Genomic DNA, 21,782 nt, shown 5'->3' on the forward strand with positions numbered 1-21,782 from the left:
ATCACGCTATGCGCGGCCATGCCGGTCGGCCCGGCGACTGCTCCTACGCAAAACGCGCCGCAGAAGCTGCACATGGCGCAAGGTGGGAGCCGGGTCGCTGCCGACGCTCAAATCGCGCAGGAAGCGCAGCCAGGCGCGCTCGTTGGTTGTCAGGGCAATCTGCTCGTTCATCATGCCGGCCTCCCGAAGATTTTCCGGATTGTCGTCTGTGACCTGCAGGTTAGCCGAGGATCGCTATTGCCGGAGGCGCTCCGGATCTCCCGGAGCCAGCCGCGCTCGTTCCTAGTCACGGGCTCACCGAACACTTCCGTGACTGCCTCAGCGGCCGTCCGGCCAATCGCCTGCTCCAAGGCGAGCTGCATCACGAATGCAGGATCCGCTTCCAGCGCAAGTGCCAGAGTCGGCACGCGATCCAACGCCACCTTGGAGCGGCCCTGCTTGATCATCGTGATCATGTTCTGGTTCACGTATCCAGCCTGCACGGCGATCTCTGCCTGACTTTTCTTCGATTTCAGTTCCAGAACCCGGCGTTCTACATAGTTTGCCAGCCGGGTATCTTCATGCGGTTTCCTATTCATCGCTACCCTCTCAGAAGTGACGCAGCATGCGCTGCATGTCTTCGATATAGCGACAGTGAATGTGGGGATGTGTGGCGGGACAAAGGTTACTGTCTCCGCCAAGTTTCCAGCGGAATGTCGATCATAGTCGGCGCACGAGCAGAAAAAATTCTTCCTAGTTGATGATCTTTAGGAGTCCCCTCCGGGCTGCAGCGGTGCTTTGCGGATTGATGCAGCCCGCCTCAATACCACCTCTTGCTAACAACCGGCCTTAGTGACACTGTCGCCCGGTTTTTTTATGGTGCGAGAGGTTAGGAGATGGTCCCCCGGAACAGGTTCGTGGAACTCCTGCGTGATCGCCAAGTCACGCAACTCCTGCATTTCACACAGGTGTCGAACCTCCCCAGCATTCTAGAACATGGTCTGGTTCCGCGATCGATCCTTGATGACAACAAGGTTAATTACGCTTGGAGTGATCCTTGGCGGCTCGACGATCAGCTGAACTCAATCAGTTTATCGGTCACCTGCTTCAACTGGAAAATGTTCAGCGCAGTTCGCAAGCGGATAAACCATGCCGATTGGGCCGTTCTGGCGATCGACGCGATGATCCTGCCTGGAGCAAAGTGCCGGTTCTACGCCCGAAATGCCGCCTCAGGCGAATATACTCGCTCGAACAAGAGTTATCGAAGTGTATTCGCCTTTGAGGAGATGTTTGAGGATCGCAGCCCCTACGGGTCATTCAAAGGTAGCTCATACCGCACGGAGAGTAACCTCCAGAGCAACATGACGACAAATCCCCAAGCGGAGATCCTCTATGAAGGGGTCATACCGATCCACTCCATAACAGAAGCCTGGGTCGAGGACGAGACGCTCGGCACGGAATTGGACCGTTACTTTGTCAAAGAGGTCGGTCACGAGATTGACGTGCTGATCGGACCTTTTGAGCCCCGTCACTCAAACCGATATACGAGTTGGGGCTGACTTCAGGCCTCCACATCACGCCTGTTTTCGACTCCATCTCTCAGAGCTTTACAGGTTGGTAGTCCGGGGGCTGGCCCCGTCCGGCGACGAGCTTAAGTCTAGGGGCATGCTTGCTGGCAGGGCCTCTACCGCTAGCCAGACAACACTTGTCCGCAATGAACCGCGACGTTAGACGACGGGCTGCATTCCTGATCGAGGCGCCCGCCCAGGGCCGACCGGACAAACTGCGTGATGATTACGAAGATGCACTCTCTCGTGGTCCGAAGTGGCGCTCGAGGATCGAGACCAACCTGAGCCGCATACCGGGGTCACAGCGCGTGCTGGATGCTGTCCGCTCTGATTGAGGCGAATAAGGGTCCGCAAAGAAACCGCAATGTTATTCCGGAACTGACGGCCACTGAAACACAATGGCCGACGCCCAAAGCCCTTATTTCTTGGGTTTTCATCCTGGGCACTCGCCTTCGGGAGGCAGGGGTCGGAGGTTCGAATCCTCTCACTCCGACCAATAAAACAAGGCGCCTCAGGGCGCCTTTTTTGTTGTCTGGGCCATGATGCCCGCCGCCGGGGCATTACACGGCACAGGCCGGGTTCCGGGCTATCACAATCATCCCGGCGCTGGACCGCTCTTGCCTTCCGGCAGATGCAGCCGGATGCCCAGGCTGAAACCTTCCGGCGGTTTGTCCAGAATAGACAGCCTGCCCCCCATCAGATCCGCCAGCTCGTAACAGATCGACAACCCCAGGCCGGAACCGCCCGCGTGCTGGGACACAGCACTATCGAGCTGAGTGAACCTTTCGAACACCCGGCCGCGGTCTTCTGCGGCGATGCCGGGGCCAGTGTCCAGAACGGTGATGCTGACAGGCAAATCCGCCGCCGCATCCTGTTCCAGCGAGATGCAGACACTGCCCCCGGAGGAAAACTTCACCGCATTGTCGATCAGGTTGTTCACCACCTGGGTGACTTTCGGCAGGTCAAGCACCAGCTGGTCCGGCAGATCATCCGCCGAGGACACCCAGGTCCGCAGGGGTTTGCCATAGCGGATGGCAGAGGCTTGCAACGCCTCCCGCCATTGCGCCACCAGATCCGCGCTCCCCTCAGGTCTAGGAGTATACTCCATCGCGTCAGAGTCGATGCGCGCCGTTTCCAGCACATTGACCAGCTGGGACATCAGCATTTCGGCGGCCCGGTGTCCGACATCCGCCCGTTCCCGGGTTTTCTCAGAAGCCGTTTCATCAGTCTTGATCAGGTGCAGCAAGCCGAGGATCACATTCAGCGGCGTGCGGATCTCGTGGCTCATGGTTGCAAGAAAGGCCGTGCGGGCCTCGACGGCAGTGTTCGCGCGTGTCACCTCTGCGGCCAGACCGGTAATCGCCGCCGCAAGCTCCGCTTCCCGGGCCTTCAGCGCGGTGAGGTCATTGTGCGCCCCCAGCATGCGAACCGGCTTGCCCGCCGCGTCCCGGATCGCCAGACCGCGGCAGCGCACGGTCACCATATGACCATCAGCATGCCGGTAGCGGACAATCTGGTCATAGGGGTGGCCCGGGTCCTCCAGGTGCTTGTGGAAGTTATCCAGCGCCAGTGCCAGGTCGTCTGGATGAATCAGGTCCTGCCATTCGGAAGCAAAATGCTGCTTTGCCTTCGGGTCCAGTCCGAACAGGCGCCAGAATTCCGGACTCATCCATTCGTGTTCAGGGTTTTCCAGATCCCAGTACCAAAGCCCGTCCAGCGACCCGATCTGCAGGAAGTCAAAAATGGCGTCATCGCTTTTGACGAGATCGTACAGCTCGCGTTTGAGGTAATGCATTTCCGCCTGCCCTTCCGGCCATGAAGCCCTGCAGCGCCATGACGCGCCACCCTAAGCAATGGCAGATTCACCGGTCGCTTTCCAGTTCAATCAGCAGGCGAGTGGCCGGCGGCACGGCCCGCCTCAGGCCGCTTTCATCGCTGAGCGTTTCAGCTGCTTCCACAGCACATCCAGCGTCTGCTTGGTGCTGCGCGGGTCGCGGTACAGGCGGATTTCCAGATCGGTGCCCAGCCGTTCGTCCACAATAGCAAACCGGCCGGAGGCGATTTCCTCTCGGCACAGGCTGAGGGGCAGCCAGCCCATGCCGAACCCCTCCTGGATCATCGCCTTGACGCTGTTGGCCAGTGCGTTCTGATTGACGACAAATACCTTCTGCCCGGGCAGCAGCTGGGTAAGGGCAAATTCCTGCACCGAGCGCAGCGCCGACACCGCGCCATAGGACAGCAGCGGCACCGCATCCTTGCTGCCGGTCTTGAAGGCAAACTCTGCCGCGCCGTCCGGGGTGGTGCGGGAGACCGGCACATAACGGTCGGTGGACAGCGTCAGGTATTCGAAATTGGCAACCTCCAGCGGCCCCAGGAAATCCATCGACGGGTGCCAGTAAGTCAGGATCACATCGCAATAGCCCTGCTGCAGCGCGCTGACGAACTGGTCGGCGGCCCAGGAAGTGGAATTGAGGTCAGTGTCGACCCCGCCCTCGCTGGCGAGCGGCGCAATCAAAGCCTTGTAGTGGGTCATGTAGAGCGACTGCGAGGCGGCAAAGCGGATCACATTCTCGCCCGCCGCGTCGATGGTCTGGCAGCGTTCGATGGTCTCCTCGTAGGTGCGCAGCATGATGCGCGACTGCGACAGGAACACTTCCCCGGCCGGCGTCAGAGTCAGCGGCAGAGTCTCGCGGTTGATCAGCCGCACGCCGATCTCATTCTCCAGCGCCCGGATCCGGCGCGAAAAGGCCGGCTGGCTAACATTGCGCTCTTCGGCCGCGCGCGAGAAGTTCTTGCACGCGACCAAAGCCTCGAAGTCCTTGAGCCAGATGATATCCAACTGGGCGTCCCGTCTTAACCGGCGGCCACCGCATCCAGCCTGTCTTCTTCGACGGCATGGCACGCAACCATGCTGCCGTCGGGCTGGTGAATGGCCTTGGGCTTTTCACTCTTGCATCGTGCGTCCGCAAAGGCGCAGCGGCTTTGGAACGGGCAGCCTTTCGGCAGGTTAATCGGCGTCGGGATCTCGCCCTTGAGGCGGATGTGGTTCGGCCGGTCGTCCTTCAGCTGCGGCACCGCGGACAGCAAGGCCCGAGTATAAGGGTGTTTGGGGTTGGAGAACAATGTCGCGGTGTCCGCAACCTCGCAAACCGACCCAAGGTAAAGAACCGCGACGCGGGTGCCGAAATGCTCCACAACGCTCAGATCGTGGGTGATGAACAGATAGGTGAGGCCGCGGCTTTCCTTGGCTTCCAGCATCAGGTTCAGCACCTGCGCCTGGATCGACACGTCCAGCGCGCTGATCGGCTCATCCGCGATGATGAACTCCGGATCCACTGTCAGCGCGCGGGCGATGGCGATCCGCTGGCGCTGGCCGCCGGAGAATTCGTGCGGGTAGCGCTTGGCCCAGCTGGGGTCGACGCCCACCGACAGCATCACCTCGGTCACCTTGTCGCGCACCTCCGCCGCCGAGGCGCTGGGATAGTGGTGGCGCACCGGCTCCTCCAGCGCCTGCCGGATGGTCATGCGCGGGTTGAGCGAGGCATAGGGGTTCTGGAAGATCATCTGGATCTTCTTGCGCAGCGGCTGCATGCCGCCGCGCGACAGGTTGTCGATGCGCTGGCCGCCATAGTGGATTTCTCCTGCCGTCGGGGTCAGCAGCCCGGCCACCAGCCGCGCCACGGTGGACTTGCCGCAGCCCGACTCGCCCACCACGCACAGCGCCTCGCCCTTGCGGGCCTCCAGCGAGATGTTGTTCACCGCATGGACCGAGCGGCTCTCGCGCACGATCTTGCCCTTCCTGAACTTCAGGGTTTCCAGAAAACCGTGGTCGAGATCGAACCGTTTTTCCAGATTCCGGATCTCCAGCAGCGGGCGGCCTGTCTTTGCGTCGCTCATGCCCGTGCCTCCTGACGGTCTTCATCGCTGTGCAAGCGCTGCACCTCGTGGCAGGCCACTGCGACCTCGCCGTATTGCACGATTTCCGGCACCCGGCTGCGGCACAGGTCCGTGGCGTATTTGCAGCGCGGGTTGAAGGCGCAGCCAGCGGGTATGCTGGCCAGGCCAGGCATATTGCCCGGGATCTGCTTCAGCCGCTGGCCCGGCACCGTCTGCTGCGGCAGCGCGTTGATCAGGCCCTGGGTATAGGGGTGCTGCGGGTCGTTGATGATCTCGCGGGTGCGCCCGGATTCGATGATCCGGCCCGCATACATCACCAGCGTGCGCTCGGTCATCTGGCTGACCACGCCCAGGTCGTGGGTGATCAGGATCAGCCCCACCTGGTTGGACTGGCACAGCTCCAGCATCAGCTCCATGATGTCGGCCTGGATGGTCACATCCAGCGCGGTGGTCGGCTCATCCGCGATGATCAGCTGCGGATCAAGCAGCAGCGCAATCGCGATGATGATCCGCTGCCGCATGCCGCCCGACAGCTCGTGCGGGTATTGTTCCAGCCGCTCCTCCGGCGACGGGATATAGACCTCGCGCAGCTTGACGATGGCGATCTGGCGCGCCTCCTCGCGGCTCAGCTTGCGGTGCGCCATCAGCGTCTCGATCATCTGCTGGCCGATGGTCAGCACCGGGTTCAGCGTCACCATCGGATCCTGGAAGATCATCGCCATCCGGTTGCCGCGCAGATTGCGCAGGCGCTTGTCATTCATCTGAACGACGTCTTCGCCCTCGAACAGGATCTTGCCGCTGTCGATGTAGCCAGGACGGCTAAGGAGATTCATCAGCGAAAACCCGGTGATCGACTTGCCGGCGCCGCTTTCGCCGACGATGCCAAGGCGCTCGCCCTTGGCCAGGTCGAAGGAAATGCCGTTGAGGGCAGTGACCGTCTGGTCGCGCATGGCGAATTTGACGGTGAGGTCGCGAACGGAAAGAAGGCTCATCGCGTTACCCCTTGTAGAGTTTCGGGTTCAGGACGTCACGCATCCAGTCGCCCAGCAGGTTGATGACAAGAACCAGCACCACCAGCACCACGCCGGGAATGGCGGTGATCCACCAACTGCCGGAGAAGATGTAGTCGAAGCCGGAAGAGATCAGCGAGCCCAGCGACGGCTGGCTCGGCGGCATGCCCAGGCCCAGGAAGCTGAGCGACGCCTCGGAGATGATCGCGTTGGCGACCTGCACGGTGGAGATCACAAAGATCGGCGACAGCGAGTTCGGCAGGATGTGCCGCACCATGATCCGCATGGGGCCGAAACCCAGCACCCGGGCGCTGTCGACATATTCCTTCTTCTTTTCGGCCAGCACAGTGGCGCGGACAGTGCGGGCGTATTGCGGCCATTCCGCCACCCCGATCACTGCGATCAGGAACACCACCGCATATTTGTTGAAGGTGTCGGTTCCGAACATCGCCTGCGTCACCGCCAGGAAGATGATCGCCACCATCAGGGTCGAGAACGACAGCTGGATGTCAGCAAGCCGCATCAGCAGGCTGTCCAGGCGGCCGCCCACGTAACCGGCGATCAGACCGATGGAAATGCCCAGGAAGGCTTGCAGCGCTACGGCGCAAATGCCGATCAGCAGCGACAGGCGGGTCCCGTACAGGATGGTGGACCACAGGTCGCGGCCCTGGTCGTCGGTACCCAGCACAAACTCCGGCAGCGAGCCGCTTACCCAGGCAGGCGGGTATTCCGAGTTCATGATGTCGATCTGCGCCGGATCATAGGGATCATAAGGCGCGATCACCGGCGCCAGGAAGGAGGCGAGTGCGATCAGCAGGAACACGATCATGCTCACCACCGCCACCGGATTGCGGCGGAAGCTGTAGCCCATGTTGGAGTTCCAGATCTTGGACCAGCGCGAGGGTTCGGATTTCGGGTTCAGCGTTTCGGTGCTCATGCGCCCATCCTCGCAATATTCACGGTCGGGTTCACCAGCCCGTAGATCAGGTCGACGATGGTGTTGGTGACCACGAAGATGAAGCCGACAACAATCAGGTAGGCCACGATCAGCGGGGTATCGACGCGGTTCACCGCCTCAAGGAACATGAAGCCCATGCCCGGCCACTGGAACACCGTCTCGGTCAGGATGGTGTAGGCGACCATGGTGCCGATCTGCACACCGCCCACGGTGATCACCGGCAGCAGCGTGTTCTTGAGCGCATGCACAAAATAGATGCGCCACGGGTTGATGCCCTTGGCCTTGGCGTATTTGACGTATTCGGACTGCAGCACTTCCATCATCTCGGCCCGGATCAGGCGGACAAACAGCGGCAGCATGATGGAGGCCAGCGCGATCGAGGGCAGGATGATATGCATCCAGCCGTCGGCAGTGGCAAAATTGGTCTCCCAATAGCCCCAGACATGCACGGTGTCGCCGCGCCCGTAGGAGGGGAACCAGCCGTATTCCACCGAGAACACAAAGATCATCAGGATGGCGGTCAGGAACACCGGGATCGAGATGCCGACAATCGACAGGCCCATGATGATGCGGCTCAGGATGCTGTCCGGCTTGATCGCGGTATAGACACCCAGCGGCACCGAGAAGCCGACGATGATCAGCGTGGCGCCGAACACCAGCTCCAGCGTCGCGGGCAGCTTCTTCAGGATCACGTCCAGCGCCGGCTCCTTGAAGAAATAGGAGGTGCCCAGATCGCCCTGCAGCGCATTGCCTGCAAACCGCAGATATTGCGTCACGAAGCTGTCGTTCAGCCCCATTTCGTCGCGCAGCTGCTGGCGCACTTCTTCCGAGACCGACTGCCCGACCAGCTCGCGCAGCGGGTCGCCCAAGTTGCCCTGGATGGCAAAGGCAATCAGCGAGATGACGAACATCACGGCAATCGCCTGAATGACTCGCTTCGCGAGATAGGCAAACATCGTCCTGACCTTTGTAGAGTTTAATGACAGCGCAGGCTTGTGCGTCCTGGCGGGGGCGCGGATCCTGCAGGTGCAGCCTTGGCGGCCGCTTGTTATTCAAAAGGTCCGGGCCGGCCGGGGGAGACCGGCCCGGGTTTTTCAGTGCTTAGCTGCCGGTCTCGACAACCAGGTCACCGAAGTAGGGGAAGTTCAGCGCGTTCACGATGTCCGCCGAGTTCATGCCGGACTTGGAACCCCATGCCAGGTTCTGCCAGTGCAGCGGGATAAAGGCCGCTTCATCATACAGGATGCCTTCCAGCTTCTGCAGCATTTCCGCACGCTTGGCCGGATCGGTTTCCGCGTTGGCCTGGTTCATCAGCGCGTCGGCTTCCTCGTTGCAGTAGTTGCCCGAGTTATACTGGCCGTTGCCGGTTGCTTCATCCGGGCAGGCGGTCAGGAACTGGTGGAAGTTGGCGGAGTCCTCGGTGTCCGCATGCCAGCCGATCATCATCATATCCGCTGCGCGCTCGTCGAAAGTCGGCCAGTACTGCGCCTTGGGCATGGTCTGCAGGTCAACCTTGATGTTGATCTGCGCCAGCATCGAAGCCACCGCCTGGGCGATCTTGTCGTCGTTCACATAGCGGTTGTTCGGCGCCATCATGGTGATCGAGAAGCCGTCGGCATAGCCTGCCTCAGCCATCAGCGCCTTGGCTTTCTCCAGGTCGAAGCGCGGGGCCAGGGCTTCGTTGTAACCCAGGTAGCCGGCCGGGCTGGCCTGTGCGCCCACGGTGCCAAAGCCGCGCATGATGCGGTCAACGATGCCTGCGTTGTTGACAGCATAGTCGATTGCCTGGCGGACACGGGCGTCCTTGAAGGCTTCGACACGGTTCTGGTTCATCTGGAAGGTGATGATACGGGTGCCGGGCATGGTGATCAGATCAACGCCCTCGGCCTCTTCCACGCGCTTCAGGTCGGTCGGCGGAACCGGCGCGATAAAGTCCACATCGCCGGACAGCAGGGCCGCCACGCGGGTCGGGTCTTCCTTGATCGGGGTCAGAACGATCTTGTCGACATTGCCTGCATCGGCGTCCCAGTAGCCGTCGAAACGGTCGAACACGACGCGCACGCCCTGCTCACGCTCGGAAACCACAAACGGGCCGGTGCCGGAAATGTTGCGAGAGGCAAAGCTGTCACCGTGCTTGACGATCTCGGACTTGTCTTTGCCGTCCTCGGTGGTGCCGGTGTAGAACGCGCTGTCCATCGGGAAGATGTAGGTCGCGGTGTGCAGGACCAGCGGATAGGGCTCCGCGGTCTTGAGATCGAAGGTCATGTCGTCAACGACTTCGACATCGGTGAACGGTGCGAAGATCGCCTTGAAGTCGTCGCTTGCCTTCAGACGGTCAAAGGTCCAGTCGACATCCTTGGCAGTCAGCGCGTTGCCGCTGTGGAAGGTGACGCCGCTGCGCAGCTTGAAGCGCATGGTGGTGTCGTCGATCTGTTCCCAGCTTTCGGCCAGGCGCGGTTCGAACTGCAGGTCCTTGGTCCAGCGCACCAGCGGGTCAAAGACCATGTGCGACAGCTGCAGCGTGCCGCCGGACAGCTGTTCATGCGGATCCAGCGACACCGGGTCGGCGTCATAGGCAACCCGCACGGTGGTTTCGGCATAGGCAACCGGTGCCATCGCCACCACTGCAGCAGCCGCCAGGCTTCTGACAAATTTCGTCATTAGGCATACTCCCCTGTGATTATGCCGCAAACGCTAGCCTGCGGTGCGCGAACTGTGAAATGCCGATATCGCATAGGGTATGCAGGAAGCACATCGGAGCCATGCACTATTGGAATATCCCTATCCACCCAAAGGCTTAGACTTCAGCCTTACCCCCATGCACACAACCGCCGCGTGCCAGCCTTCCCAAGGGCACACCTCTGCCTCGGCGGAAGCAGGCCGCTGCCGGACGCGCACAAGACCTCTCCCGCAGGCGTGCATTTCAGAGATGTTCGGGCCGCCGCGGCTTCAGAGCCCGGCAATCACATCCGGACTACGCCGGGCGGCTCAGGCAGGTTTCCATTTCCGCCTGCATGCTCTCGATGGAGCTGCACAGCTGGGCAGTGAACGCCTTGGAGGTCAGCGATTGCGTTGCATAGCCCGGGGTCAGAATCGACACACCCGTTCCGATTCGCGGGCGGAACCGGCGAATCGCTAAATCGGCCGTGGTCTGGCGCTGCTGCAGGCAGCTGTAGGCGGTGATCATGTCGCAGATCATGTAGCACATGCCAGCCGCAACAAACTGCAGGCCGGGCGCCCAGGTGCGCAGCTCCAGCCGTTTCCGGAACCGGCAGCCGCTCCTTTGAAACGCAGCCTCTGTCCGGGCCGTCAGCGGGTGCTGATCGAACAGCACCGCCATCGGCTGCCCGTCCAGATCCTGCGGCGTGATCTCCCCAGCCGCCGCCAGCGGGTCGCTGGCGGGCATCACGCAGACGCATTCGAGATCGAAATCCATCTGCCGGACAGACGGGCGCGGCGCCGGTGTTTCGGCAAAGCCGATGTCGAATTGCTGCGAGGCAATCAGATCCTCGATCACATCCGAAGACCGCATGATTAGGGAGACCTCAAGCTCATCCTTGCCTTGCAGAAAATCCGTTAGAATCCGCGGCATAAACAGCCCGGCCGCCGCCGGGTGGCAGGCGACACGCAGCTTGCCGGCCTCGTGGCTGCGGATCTTGCTCACCGTGCGCTCGATCCGCTCGATGCGCTCCAGCACGGTTTCGCACTCCTCGAGAAAGAACTGCGCTTCCGGCGTCGGGATCAGCTTGCCTTGCTCGCGCACAAACAGGCGGAACCCCAGTTCACCCTCCAGCGTCGAGATCATCGTGCTGACCGCGGGCTGGGTGCGCCCGACGGTGCGCGCGGCCTGCGAGATGGAGCCGCTGCGCATGACCTCGCGGAAGGTGAATATCTGGCGGATCGAGAAGTTCATAGCACGGGTATTAAAGCAATTGATGGAGTCACAGATATTTTCAAATTGATCTTATGCCCTTTGTCCAGCCAAATCCGCCAAACCCGGTGAGGGGACGCCGGAAGGAGGACCGATGGACACATTCTCGAAATACTTGCTGACCGGGCTGATCTGTCTGGTGGCCCTGGGCCAGTTCGTCCAGGTGGTCACCCGCTATCTTTTGCAGATCCCGGTGATGGGGCTGGAGGAGACCATGCTCTACCCGACCATCTGGCTCTATATCCTCGGCGCAGTGAATGCCTCGCGCGAGGATACCCACATCCGCGCCAACGTGCTGGAGATCGCCATCAAGACAGAGCGCGGCCACACCGTGCTGGCGGTCATCGGTGAAATCATCAGCCTGACCGTCGGCCTGTGGCTGCTGAGCTGGGCCTGGGAATACACCCTCTATGCCTGGCGGGTCTGGAAAGAGAGCCCGACGCTCTACCTGCCCACATTCTATTCCGAAGCAGCACTGGTGGCCGGGCTGGCCCTGATGATGCTCTACACCGCGGTGCACCTGCTGCGCCACGTCAATGCCCTGCGCCCCGGAGCCGCAAAATGATCGAGATCGCCCTTCTTGCCATCACCGTCCTGGTGCTGACGCTGACCCTTGGCGTGCCGCTGCCCTACTGCTTCGGCGCCGCCCTGATGATCATGTATTTCCTCGGCGATGTGACCATGAAAGGCATGATGCTGTGGGGATCCCAGCAACTGGGCAACCCGGTGCTGCTGGCCATTCCGCTGTTCGTCCTGGCGGGCACCATCATGTCAGCCAGCGGTATCGCCGCCTCGCTTTTGAACTTCGTCAATGCCTTCATCGGCCACATCCGCGGCGGCCTGGGCGTTGTGGCGGCGGTCAGCTGCGCCATCATCGGCGCGATCTCCGGCTCCGGCCTGACCGGCATCGCCGCCATCGGCCCGTTGCTGATCCCCGAGATGGAAAAGCGCGGCTACCCTCGGGAATACGCCACCGCGCTGATTGCTAACTCCTCGATCCTGGGCCTGCTGATCCCGCCGTCGGTCACCATGATCGTCTATGGCTGGGTCACCGACACCTCGATCCTCGCCTGCTTCCTGGCGACCCTGGGACCGGGCCTGCTGATCATGTTCAACTTCTCGGCCATGAACCTGTGGATGAGCCGCAAGTTCAACCTGGTGCTGGATGACGCGCCCGGCTTCTCGCAGCTGGCAGGCGATGTGGCGAAGAAGGGCTTCAACGCCACCCCGGCGCTACTGATGCCGGTGATCATCCTGGGCGGCATCTACGGCGGCATCATGACCCCGACCGAAGCCGCGGCCCTGTCGGTGATCTATGCGCTGCCGGTCGGCTTCTTCATCTACAAGGGCCTCAAGTGGAACAGCTTCCTCGAGGCGGGCAAGGAAGCCGCGACCGCCGTGGGCGCGATCATGGTGATGATCCTGTTCTCGCTGATCCTCAGCCAGATGTTCGTCTATGAAGCGATCCCGCAAAAGATGGTCAGCGCGATCTTCGAGATCACCGAGAACAAGGTGCTGCTGCTGATCTTCATCAACATCCTGCTGTTCCTGGTCGGCATGGTCGTGAACGACGTCACCGCCATCATCCTGATCGCGCCGCTGCTGCTGCCGCTGATGCAGGCAATCGGCGTCACCCCGGTGCAGTTCGCCGCAATCATGGGCGTGAACACCGCGATGGGCGGCGTCACCCCGCCCTATGCCTCGATCCTCTACCTTGGCGCGCGGATCGGCAACGTGAAGGTCACCAAGGTGATCCCGCCCGCGATGATCCTGATCCTGACAGGCTATGTGCCGGTGGTCTTCCTGACCTCGCTATGGCCCGACCTGTCGCTCTTTCTGCCGCGTTTCTTCGGCTACTGAACACACCTGACACCTTAAGGAGGAGACTACCCATGAAACACTTTCTGACCGGCACCGCTGCTGCTGCCCTGATGTCGCTGGCGGGCCTCGCATCGGCCGCAGACCTGAAGATGAGCCACGTGCGCCCCCAGGACACCACCATCGACAAAGAGCTGCGCGCCTTCGCAGCCCAAGTGGATGAGACCACTGGCGGCGATGTGTCGATCAACATCTTCCCGGCTTCCGCCCTGGGCGATTACACCACCGTGCAGGAACGCATCAGCGTCGGCGCCATCGACATGGCGACCCAGCCCGCCGCGGCCGCCGCGGACCGCCGGATGCAGATCAGCTCGTTCCCCTATCTGGCCAACAACTGGGCCGAGGCGCGCGCGATTTATGGTCCGGACGGCCCGGTGCGCAACGTGATGGCAGAGCTTTACGCCGAGCAGGACATCACCATGCTGGCAGCCTATCCGGTGTATTTCGGCGGCGTCTCGCTGAACACCGATCCGGTCAACCTGGGCGACCCGTCGCAGGCAAACGGCATCAAGGTCCGTGTGCCCGGCATCAAGAGCTTCCAGCTGACTGGCGAGGCACTGGGCTACATCCCCTCGCCGATCCCCTTCTCTGAAGCCTTCACCGCGATCCAGACCGGCGTGGTTGACGGTGTGATCGGCTCCGGCGCCGAAGGCTACTACGCCTCGTTCCGCGATGTGACCAAGGCCTATGTGCCCGCCAACACCCACTTTGAAGTCTGGTACATGATCATCTCCAACGGTTCGCTGGCCGAGCTGGATGCAGAGGACCAGGAGGCGCTGAAAGCGGCCGCGGCTGACTTCGAGGCGCAGCGCTGGACCGTCGCAGAAGAGGACCAGGGCAAATGGGAACAGCGTCTGGCCGACGACCTGGGCGCCAAGGTCATCGCACTGAGTGATGAGGAACTGGGCGCGATGGCTGCAAAGGTGCGCAGCGACGTCTGGCCGGTGGTTCTGGAAGACGTTGGCGCCGATTGGGGCCAGGGCATTCTTGACCAGATCGGCAAGTAATCCCGCATCCAAGACAGGGGCGGCCGCGTGCCGCCCCGCAACCGCAGCAAACCCCGGAGAAACGGCAGGATGGAAGCAGACTATGCAGTGATCGGCGGCGGCGTTGTCGGCCTCTCCGTGGCCTGGGGGCTGCTCAGGCGCGGCAAGCGCGTCACGGTTCTGGACGGCGACGACGGATCGTTCCGGGCCAGCCGCGGCAACTTCGGCCTGGTCTGGGTCCAGTCCAAGGGCATGAAACAGCCGCGCTATGCCAGCTGGAGTCAGCAGTCCGCGGCCGCCTGGGCAGGTTTTGCCGCTGAGCTGGAAGACGGCACCGGCCGCTCCGTCGGGCTGCAACAGAACGGCGGCTATGACCTGCATTTCTCCGAAGAGACGCTTTACGCCACCGTCGCGCAATACGACGCGCTGAAGGACAAGCTGGGCGGCAACTACCCTTACGAGGTTCTGGGCCGCAACGCGCTGAGCCGCGAGGAGCCGCATATCGGGCCCAAGGTGACCGGCGCGATCCTGCATCACCAGGACGGCCACGCAAACCCGCTGCGCCTGCTGGTTTCGCTGGCAGAGGATGTCCGGCGGCTGGGCGGCAAAGTCCTGAACGGCAAAACAGTCACCGCGGTTGCCAAACCGGATGCTTTCACCGTCCACTGCAGCGACGGCACTGTGGTCACGGCTGACAGGGTTGTGCTGTCCGCGGGCCTCGGCGCGATGGAGCTTGGCCCCAAGCTGGGCTTCAAGGCGCCGGTGCGGCCGCAGCGCGGCCAGGTGCTGATTACCGAGAAGCTGCCGAAACTGATCAACCGCCCCTCGCTGATTGCCCGTCAGGTGGATGAGGGCGGCATTCAGATCGGCGCCACCAACGAAGAGGTCGGGCTGGACGACGGTGTGACGCAGCCGGGCCTGTCAGGTTTGGCTGCCGAGGCCATCGCGGCCTATCCGGCTCTGGCCAAGGCGCAGCTGGTGCGCAGCTGGGGCGCGCTGCGCATCCTGTCGCCCGACGGCCTGCCGATCTATCAGGAAAGCCCGGAAATGCCGGGCGCCTACCTTGTCACCTGCCACAGCGGCATCACCCTGGCCGCGGCCCACGCGCTGTTCCTGCCGGACTGGCTGGAAGGCACCGCGGCCGCCCCTGATCTGGAGGTGTTCAGTGAAGACCGATTCCCCGTTTCTTGAGCTGGAGGACGGCGCCCCCCGCGTACGGGTCTGGTTCGACGGCCAGCCGCTGGACCTGCCCGCAGGCGCCAACCTGGCCGCCGCGCTGCTGACCGCCGGCGTGCAGGTGTTCCGCCACACGCCGGTTTCCGGCGCGCCGCGGGCGCCGTTCTGCATGATGGGCGCCTGTTTCGAATGCCTGGTGGAGACCGGCGGCCGCGTGCAGCAGGCCTGCATGCTGGAAGTGGAAGACGGTATGCGGATTGACCGCCCGCATGAAACGGAGGCTGGCAATGCAACGGTGTGATCTGGCCATCATCGGCGCCGGTCCTGCCGGCATGGCCGCGGCCGCCGAAGCCGCGCGGGCCGGCCTTAGCGTGGCGCTTCTGGACGAGCAGACCCGTCCCGGCGGGCAGATTTACCGCGACGTGGACCGCGCCACCGGTCCGCGCGGTGCCATCCTTGGCCAGGAGTACCTGCATGGTATGACCCTGACGGAAGGCCTTCACCAGGCAGGGATCAGCCATCTGTCCGGCGCCGTTGTCTGGGCCATTGAGGGCAGTTTCCGCATCTCCTTCACCCGCAATGGCCGCGGCGAGCAGGTGGAGGCCGAGCGGGTGATCCTGGCAACCGGCGCGCTGGAGCGCCCGATGCCCATCCCCGGCTGGACCCTGCCCGGAGTAATGACCGCAGGCGCCGCGCAGATCCTGCTGAAGCAGTCCGGCGTGCTGCCGCGCCGCGCGGTGCTCGCCGGGAGCGGGCCGCTGCTCTATCTGATCGCGGCGCAGATGGTGCGCGCCGGCACGCCGCCGCTGGCACTGATCGAAACCCAGACCGCGGCCAGCCCGCTGGCAGCTGGCCGCCACCTGCCCGGAGCGCTGCGCGGCTGGCGCTACCTGGCCAAGGGAATGAAGATGCTGGCGGAGATCAAGCACGCCGGCGTGCCCCGTTATACCGGTGCAACCGGGCTCGCAGTGGCGGGCAGCACCCGGGCCGAAGCGGTGACCTTCCGCAGCAAGGGGCGGGATCACCGCATCGCCTGCGACACCGTCCTGCTGCATCACGGGGTGGTGCCGAACACCCAAGCCGCCCGTTCGATCGGTGTGCCGCATGTCTGGTCTCAGGCGCAGCAGTGTTTTGTGCCCGAAACCGGCAGATGGGGCGAAACCGCCAAGGACGGCGTCCTGATCGCCGGGGACGGCGCTGGCATCAGCGGCGCCATAGCCGCTGAATATGCCGGCCGCATCGCTGCGCTGAAAGCGGCAGAGGAGCTGGGCCGGATCACCGCGCCGGAGCGCGACCGCCTGGCCGCCCCGCTGTTCAGCCGGCGCAGCCGGGAAACCGCCGTGCGGCCGTTTCTGGATGCGGCCTACCCGCCCTACGGCGCAGCTCTGCGGCCCGCGGACAGCACCATCGTCTGCCGCTGCGAGGAAGTCACCGCGGGTGACATCCGCAGCTATGCCAAGCTCGGCTGCCTCGGCCCGAACCAGGCCAAAGCTTTCGGGCGGGCCGGCATGGGTCCCTGCCAGGGCCGCTATTGCGGGCTGACGGTGACTGCGCTTCTGGCCGCAGCCAATGGGCAGACCCCGGACGAAACCGGCTATTACCGGATCCGACCGCCGATTAAGCCCGTGACACTGGGTGAACTGGCCGCGATGGACGCCCCATCTGCCAATGCTGCTGAATAGGAGAACATAATGATCGAACGGATCGACACCGGCACCCGCATGAGCAAGATCGTGAAACACAACGGCGTGGCCTATCTCTGCGGCCAGGTTGGTGACGGGGCAGATGTGACCGCGCAGACCCGCGACTGCCTGTCCCGGGTCGAGGCGTTGCTGGAAAAGGCCGGGTCCTCACCGCAGCAGATCCTGCAGGCGGTTGTCTGGCTCGCCGACATGGAGGACTTCGCCGAGATGAACGCGGTCTGGGACGCCTGGGTGCCGCAAGGCCACGCCCCGGCCCGGGCCTGCGGCGAAGCCAGACTCGCCCGGCCGGACCTGAAGGTGGAAATCATCGTGACGGCTGCCTGCGGCTAAGCGATCCCTGCGGCCCCTGCTGACTCAGTTTGCGAATGCGCTCGGAAGCGCGGGCTGGAGATCCCCCCGGCCCTCGCATCGGCGGCCTGCTGTCCCCTGCTGCCCGTCGCCGCAGCAGGCCGAACAGCCGTTCAGGCGCATTGCCCTGACGCAGCAGGGAAAGCGCCCGCATCAGGCAGAACACCCTGGCATCCGATCGTGCTGCCATCGCTTTGTTACCTCCAGGGGATGGCACGAAAGAGTCATCTCAAGATTAATTTGAGTATCAGCTTCAATTCTTGCGGAAAGAGTGTTTCGCGCCCGCAGCTAACTTCCGCTTCCCATCCAACGTATTGGTACAGGTGCGGGCAATCAGCAGTTCTGATTACGTCCGTTTTGGCCCTCGAGCGGCCGAATCGAATGCGGTGTCCAAGCTAGGCAGCGATGGCAGCAAAGGGTTCGATCCGCCGGTCCGCTGCATCGGGCACGAGTGGCTGCGCAGGGAACAGCCGTCTTTCGCCGCGCCGGAAACGAACTCATCCTGTTCGGGTCACAGCGCCAATTGGCTGCGCGGGGACAAACGGCAGCTTTCCGCACTTGCAGTTCTTGCCACACCCGTTTTGCAAGGCGGCAAAGGGGGCGTTCGAACCGGCCCCCCGCCGGCTCCTCAGTCTTGCTCCCGCGCTCAGGCTGGATGGCAGATGGTATTTGGAGCAGCCCAGACGCTGCCCCACATCTACCCGTTCTCATGGGTGCATGGCACGTCAGCCTGCAATCAGATACAGGCCGCTAACGATGGCGAACAGCAGCACCGCAACTCTCAGGCCAGGACCGCCGATCCGGCTGTGTGTCATCCGAGAAAGCGCGCTGCCCAGCATGACGGCAGGGAACAGGTACACTGCGGCCAGCAGCTGCACGGTTTCCATCCGTCCGGCAAGGGCGAGGATGATCAGGGAAATCACTTCACCAGCGAGGAAGCAAATCGCCACGGTCGAGCGCAGCACCGGGGCCGCAGCGTGCTGGTAGAGCAACGCCAGCGGCGGGCCACCGATCCCAGTGGAGGTTTCGGTAACCCCGGTGAAGAGACCAACGCCCAAAGCCGCCGGGCGGGTGGGGTCAAAGCGCGGCGCAAGAAGCGCGGCCCCAGCGGCGATAATGGTGAACCAGCCGACCGCCAGGTCAAGCTGCCGTCCGCTCAGCACCACCAGCAGCCAGAGCCCCGCAAAAGTCCCGGCGAACCGGCCCAGCGTGATCCAGCCGGCGCCGTTCCAGTCGACCTCTTCACGCTCGCGCCAAGCCACGTGGCTGTTGAGCGGCAGCATCAGGATCAGCAGCGTGACCGGCAGCAGCGAGGGCTCCACCAGTCCCAGGACCGGTGCCACGATCAGCGCAAAGCCGATACCCAGCGCGCCCTGGATGAAGGCCGCGGCAAATACCACGGCCGACAGGATCAGCATAACCTCGAAAGTCACTTTGGTTCTGCCTGTTCCTGCAGCGCACGCGCCCTGTGGCTGGAAGAGACCGGATGGACGCGCTGGATGCCTGCGCCGTCGATGGCAGCGTCAGACAGCGCGCGTACCTCGGCCATCAGCGCCTTGGCGTTCCAGTCCAGCGGCCAGCCTTGCCAGAGCCGCAGCGCGCCTTGCGTGAAGACCGCATCGATCTGGTCCCGGCTGCCATAGCGGACCAGTTCCCAGATCAGGTCGTGCGAGGGGGTGAACTCCGGCCGGTCGAGATCGACGAGGAGGAAGTCCGCCGCCAGCCCCGGTGCGATATCGCCCGTGACCGCGCCCAGCCCCGCCGCATCTGCGGCGCGGGCGGTGGCGGCGTCGAGCCAGAGCCAGCCGCCGCCGCAGGAGCTGTCGCCGGTGGCGAGGCCAAATCCCGCCCGCTGCAGGCTTTCGCCCGCATCCATCAGGCGGAACCCGTCGGCGCGGGTGCCGTCGGTGCCCAGGCCAAAGCGGATGCCAAGCGCCTCCATCTGCAGGGCGGGCGCTATCGCGTTGCCCTTCCAGACGCTGGCGACGGGGTTGTAGGCCACCGCCGTGCCGCTGTCGCGCAACAGGTTCAGCTCCTGCGGGGTGACAAGGGTGGAATGGGCGATCAGCACATGCGGCCCCAATGCGCCGATGGACGCGAGATGCTCCAGCGGACGCTGGCCGCGCGCCACAAGCGAGCGCTCCACGGCCACCAGATGCTCGTTCACGTGGGATTGGAACACCACGCTCGCTTCGGCGGACAGGCTTGAAACGCTGGCCAGCATGCCGTCGGTGGCGGCTTCGGGAATAGAGACCGCCAGCGAGGGATGGATCAGCGGATCGCTTTCCCAGGCTGCCAGATGCTGCTCCGCACGGGCCAGGATGGTGGTCTGATCCTCCACATTGGCGGTGCCGCCCAAGTCATTGCAGATGTAGCCGACCACGCTGCGCAGGCCCGTCTCCCGGGCTGCGGACGCCAGGGCGCCGATGCAGCCGTCCGATCGGGTGCCGGCATCCACCGCTGTGGTGAACCCGCCGCGGAGACACTCCAGCGCTGCCAGCTTGGCCGAAAGATAGACCAAGCGTTCATTCAGGCTGGCTTCCAGCGGCACCCATATGCGGCGGAAGATCTCCGAAGGCTCGCCAAAAACCAGCGACTTGCCCAGCGACTGGGTCAGATGGGTGTGGGTGTCGATAAATCCCGGCATCATCAGGTGATCCGGCAGGCGCAGCGGGTCCAGCTCGGGGTGCCGGGCGCAAAGCGCCTCGGCGTTGTCGATGTCCTGGAAGCGGCCCTCGCGGACGAGAACGCCCAGGCCGGTCCGGCACTCCCCCTGATGGAGGAGCTTTCCGGGCAGAAGGAGGAGGTCGCCGCCGGCGGCGAGGCGGTTCTTGAGGGCGGTCATTTGCTTGCCTCCGCTTCGACGGTGATGGCTTCGGGTTCACCGGGGCGGTCTGTGCGCCCCACGTGCACAAAAAGCGCATTCACCACCGCGGCCGTGATCGTGCCCATGGCCAGACCGTTGCCAAGGATCATCTGCGACCACTTCGGAAACTGGCTGTAGAGATCCGGGATCAGGGTCGGCAGCAACCCCATGGTGAGCGCGGCGGCGAGCGTGTACATGTTGCCGTGGTCGCGCAGGTCGACGCGGCGCAGCATATCGATGCCGATCACCCCGATAATGGCAAAAACGATGACTGCGGTGCCGCCCACGACCGGGCCGGGCAAGGCAGAGGCCAGACGGCTGACCGGTGCAAAGATGGCAATCAGGATCAGGATCACGCCGGCAGCAGCGGTCACATAACGCGATTTCACGTTGGTGGCGCGCACGATACCGATGTTTTCGCCGGAGGTGATGATCAGCGAGGTGCCGAACAGGCCGCCGATCAGCGAGGTGATGGCGTCCCCACGGATGGTGGCCGGAACGATGTTCTGCGCATTGCCGCTGCGGCCAGCGATCTCGGCGGTGGCCAGCGTCTGGCCGGTGGCTTCGGCCATGGAGATAATCGAGAAGATGATCAGCGGCAGCGAGGCGAAGATGTCGAACTTGGGCATACCGTAAGGCAGAAGCTGCGGCACCGCGATGACCGGACCAGTGAACAGGCCGGTGATCTGCGCCTCACCGACGGTGAGCGCGATCAGCGTACCGCCGACGAGACCCAGCATGACAGCCAGCCGTTGCAGCGTACCTGAGAGAAAGCGGGCGCAGAGAATGGTCAGCAGTATGGTCGCGCCTGCAAGTGCGATCTTGATCGGATCGGCAAAGCCTTCCGTGCCCGGCTTGCCGGTGATGGTGCCGCCGAAGATCTTCACCAGCTTGACCGACACCAGCAGCAGCATGGTGCCCACCACGATCGGCGGGAAGAACACGATCAACCGTCTGAAGACTGGCAGCGCGGCGAAGTAGAACAGCGCCGTCATGATCACCGCCCCCACCGCGGTCTGCACGTCCGTCTGCACGGCGATTGCCATGAAGATGAAGATCGGCGCCCCGCCAGGCACCATGATGAAGGGCAGTCGGGCGCCAAAGCCGCGCGGGCCGAAGCTTTGCAGCAGCGTGCCGAAGCCGCAGACCAGGAAAGTGGCGCTGATCAGCGCAACCGTCAGGGCCTCGTCGAAGTTGAGGGCGCGCGACACCAGGAACACCGCGGTGATCGGCGACGCTGCCATCACCAGCACATGTTGCAGCCCGTAAACGGCAAGACTGCGCGGCGGCAGCATTTCATCCGCGGGGTCGCGGGTATGCGTTTGCGTGTCTGTTGACATTGTTTTCCTCCCTTAAGGGCCCGCCATCCCACGGGCAAAACCGGAACAAACCGTAAGAAAATGACATGCAAACCGATTTGCATGATTGTTTGGCTTAGCACGGAAATTGATTCGTGCAAACCGATTTGCTAAACAGTTTGCG

21 protein-coding genes are annotated in these 21,782 nt (G+C 63.2%); 8 read left to right on the forward strand and 13 right to left on the reverse strand.

The features are described from left to right. Nucleotides 1-6 precede the first annotated feature (6 nt). Nucleotides 7-174 (reverse strand): hypothetical protein, encoded by a 168-nt coding sequence (locus AB1A62_RS06270; RefSeq protein WP_366660666.1) that lies wholly within the window; start codon nucleotides 172-174, stop codon nucleotides 7-9. Then, the gene (locus AB1A62_RS06275) at nucleotides 171-578 is read right to left on the reverse strand and encodes an XRE family transcriptional regulator (RefSeq protein ID WP_366660667.1); all 408 of its coding nucleotides are present in this window, start codon (nucleotides 576-578) and stop codon (nucleotides 171-173) included. The genes AB1A62_RS06270 and AB1A62_RS06275 overlap by 4 nt, the downstream gene beginning before the upstream one ends. A 318-nt stretch (nucleotides 579-896) precedes the next feature. Between AB1A62_RS06275 and AB1A62_RS06280 the strand changes: the two genes are divergently transcribed. Beyond that, complete coding sequence (locus AB1A62_RS06280) at nucleotides 897-1,538, forward strand: DarT ssDNA thymidine ADP-ribosyltransferase family protein (RefSeq protein ID WP_366660668.1); 642 nt, start codon at nucleotides 897-899, stop codon at nucleotides 1,536-1,538. Nucleotides 1,539-2,142: 604 nt separating this feature from the next. On the opposite strand, the gene AB1A62_RS06285 is transcribed toward AB1A62_RS06280, so the two are convergent. The 8 genes from AB1A62_RS06285 to AB1A62_RS06320 form a co-directional block, all read right to left on the reverse strand. After that, complete coding sequence (locus AB1A62_RS06285; RefSeq protein WP_366660669.1) at nucleotides 2,143-3,342, reverse strand: ATP-binding protein; 1,200 nt, start codon at nucleotides 3,340-3,342, stop codon at nucleotides 2,143-2,145. Nucleotides 3,343-3,465: 123 nt separating this feature from the next. Then, nucleotides 3,466-4,386 (reverse strand): LysR family transcriptional regulator, encoded by a 921-nt coding sequence (locus tag AB1A62_RS06290; RefSeq protein ID WP_366660670.1) that lies wholly within the window; start codon nucleotides 4,384-4,386, stop codon nucleotides 3,466-3,468. A 14-nt stretch (nucleotides 4,387-4,400) separates the two neighbouring features. Beyond that, the gene (locus AB1A62_RS06295) at nucleotides 4,401-5,444 is read right to left on the reverse strand and encodes an oligopeptide/dipeptide ABC transporter ATP-binding protein (RefSeq protein ID WP_366660672.1); all 1,044 of its coding nucleotides are present in this window, start codon (nucleotides 5,442-5,444) and stop codon (nucleotides 4,401-4,403) included. Further along, nucleotides 5,441-6,436, reverse strand: a complete 996-nt coding sequence (locus tag AB1A62_RS06300; protein ID WP_366660674.1) for an ABC transporter ATP-binding protein — start codon at nucleotides 6,434-6,436, stop codon at nucleotides 5,441-5,443. The genes AB1A62_RS06295 and AB1A62_RS06300 overlap by 4 nt, the downstream gene beginning before the upstream one ends. Nucleotides 6,437-6,440: 4 nt before the next feature. Then, a complete protein-coding gene (locus AB1A62_RS06305; protein ID WP_366660675.1) occupies nucleotides 6,441-7,391 on the reverse strand; it encodes an ABC transporter permease in 951 nt (316 codons plus the stop codon). Further along, the gene (locus AB1A62_RS06310) at nucleotides 7,388-8,368 is read right to left on the reverse strand and encodes an ABC transporter permease (protein WP_366660676.1); all 981 of its coding nucleotides are present in this window, start codon (nucleotides 8,366-8,368) and stop codon (nucleotides 7,388-7,390) included. The genes AB1A62_RS06305 and AB1A62_RS06310 overlap by 4 nt, the downstream gene beginning before the upstream one ends. A 145-nt stretch (nucleotides 8,369-8,513) precedes the next feature. Further along, on the reverse strand, nucleotides 8,514-10,073 hold the full coding sequence (locus tag AB1A62_RS06315) for an ABC transporter substrate-binding protein (protein WP_366660677.1): 1,560 nt from the start codon (nucleotides 10,071-10,073) through the stop codon (nucleotides 8,514-8,516). Between the two features lie 313 nt (nucleotides 10,074-10,386). Continuing rightward, complete coding sequence (locus AB1A62_RS06320) at nucleotides 10,387-11,325, reverse strand: LysR substrate-binding domain-containing protein (RefSeq protein ID WP_366660678.1); 939 nt, start codon at nucleotides 11,323-11,325, stop codon at nucleotides 10,387-10,389. A 112-nt stretch (nucleotides 11,326-11,437) separates the two neighbouring features. On the opposite strand from AB1A62_RS06320, the gene AB1A62_RS06325 reads away from it, so the two are divergent. The 7 genes from AB1A62_RS06325 to AB1A62_RS06355 all read left to right on the forward strand — a co-directional run bounded on the left by AB1A62_RS06325 (nucleotide 11,438) and on the right by AB1A62_RS06355 (nucleotide 17,416). Further along, nucleotides 11,438-11,908 carry a TRAP transporter small permease subunit gene (locus AB1A62_RS06325; RefSeq protein WP_366660679.1) on the forward strand — a complete coding sequence of 157 codons (471 nt, stop codon included), beginning with the start codon at nucleotides 11,438-11,440 and terminating at the stop codon, nucleotides 11,906-11,908. Then, nucleotides 11,905-13,203: a TRAP transporter large permease gene (locus AB1A62_RS06330; protein WP_366660680.1), complete on the forward strand. Its 1,299-nt coding sequence runs from the start codon at nucleotides 11,905-11,907 to the stop codon at nucleotides 13,201-13,203. The genes AB1A62_RS06325 and AB1A62_RS06330 overlap by 4 nt, the downstream gene beginning before the upstream one ends. Nucleotides 13,204-13,235: 32 nt before the next feature. After that, nucleotides 13,236-14,228 (forward strand): TRAP transporter substrate-binding protein DctP, encoded by a 993-nt coding sequence (dctP, locus tag AB1A62_RS06335; protein WP_366660681.1) that lies wholly within the window; start codon nucleotides 13,236-13,238, stop codon nucleotides 14,226-14,228. Between the two features lie 69 nt (nucleotides 14,229-14,297). Next, on the forward strand, nucleotides 14,298-15,398 hold the full coding sequence (locus AB1A62_RS06340) for an FAD-dependent oxidoreductase (protein WP_366660682.1): 1,101 nt from the start codon (nucleotides 14,298-14,300) through the stop codon (nucleotides 15,396-15,398). After that, a complete protein-coding gene (locus AB1A62_RS06345; RefSeq protein ID WP_366660683.1) occupies nucleotides 15,373-15,684 on the forward strand; it encodes a (2Fe-2S)-binding protein in 312 nt (103 codons plus the stop codon). Before AB1A62_RS06340 ends, AB1A62_RS06345 begins: the two co-directional genes overlap by 26 nt. Beyond that, entirely contained in the window at nucleotides 15,671-17,065 is a 1,395-nt protein-coding gene (locus tag AB1A62_RS06350) for an FAD/NAD(P)-binding oxidoreductase (RefSeq protein WP_366660684.1), read from the forward strand. Before AB1A62_RS06345 ends, AB1A62_RS06350 begins: the two co-directional genes overlap by 14 nt. 9 nt (nucleotides 17,066-17,074) lie before the next feature. Further along, on the forward strand, nucleotides 17,075-17,416 hold the full coding sequence (locus AB1A62_RS06355; protein WP_366660685.1) for a RidA family protein: 342 nt from the start codon (nucleotides 17,075-17,077) through the stop codon (nucleotides 17,414-17,416). Between the two features lie 743 nt (nucleotides 17,417-18,159). On the opposite strand, the gene AB1A62_RS06360 is transcribed toward AB1A62_RS06355, so the two are convergent. The 3 genes from AB1A62_RS06360 to AB1A62_RS06370 are packed head-to-tail and all read right to left on the reverse strand — an operon-like array spanning nucleotide 18,160 to nucleotide 21,640. Further along, nucleotides 18,160-18,867 carry a sulfite exporter TauE/SafE family protein gene (locus tag AB1A62_RS06360; RefSeq protein WP_366660686.1) on the reverse strand — a complete coding sequence of 236 codons (708 nt, stop codon included), beginning with the start codon at nucleotides 18,865-18,867 and terminating at the stop codon, nucleotides 18,160-18,162. Continuing rightward, the gene (locus AB1A62_RS06365) at nucleotides 18,864-20,279 is read right to left on the reverse strand and encodes an amidohydrolase family protein (RefSeq protein ID WP_366660687.1); all 1,416 of its coding nucleotides are present in this window, start codon (nucleotides 20,277-20,279) and stop codon (nucleotides 18,864-18,866) included. Before AB1A62_RS06365 ends, AB1A62_RS06360 begins: the two co-directional genes overlap by 4 nt. Further along, a complete protein-coding gene (locus AB1A62_RS06370; RefSeq protein ID WP_366660688.1) occupies nucleotides 20,276-21,640 on the reverse strand; it encodes a uracil-xanthine permease family protein in 1,365 nt (454 codons plus the stop codon). The genes AB1A62_RS06365 and AB1A62_RS06370 overlap by 4 nt, the downstream gene beginning before the upstream one ends. Between the last annotated feature and the right edge of the window lie 142 nt (nucleotides 21,641-21,782).

Origin of the sequence: Leisingera sp. JC11 (genome assembly GCF_040704725.1) — a bacterium.
GTDB lineage: Bacteria > Pseudomonadota > Alphaproteobacteria > Rhodobacterales > Rhodobacteraceae > Leisingera.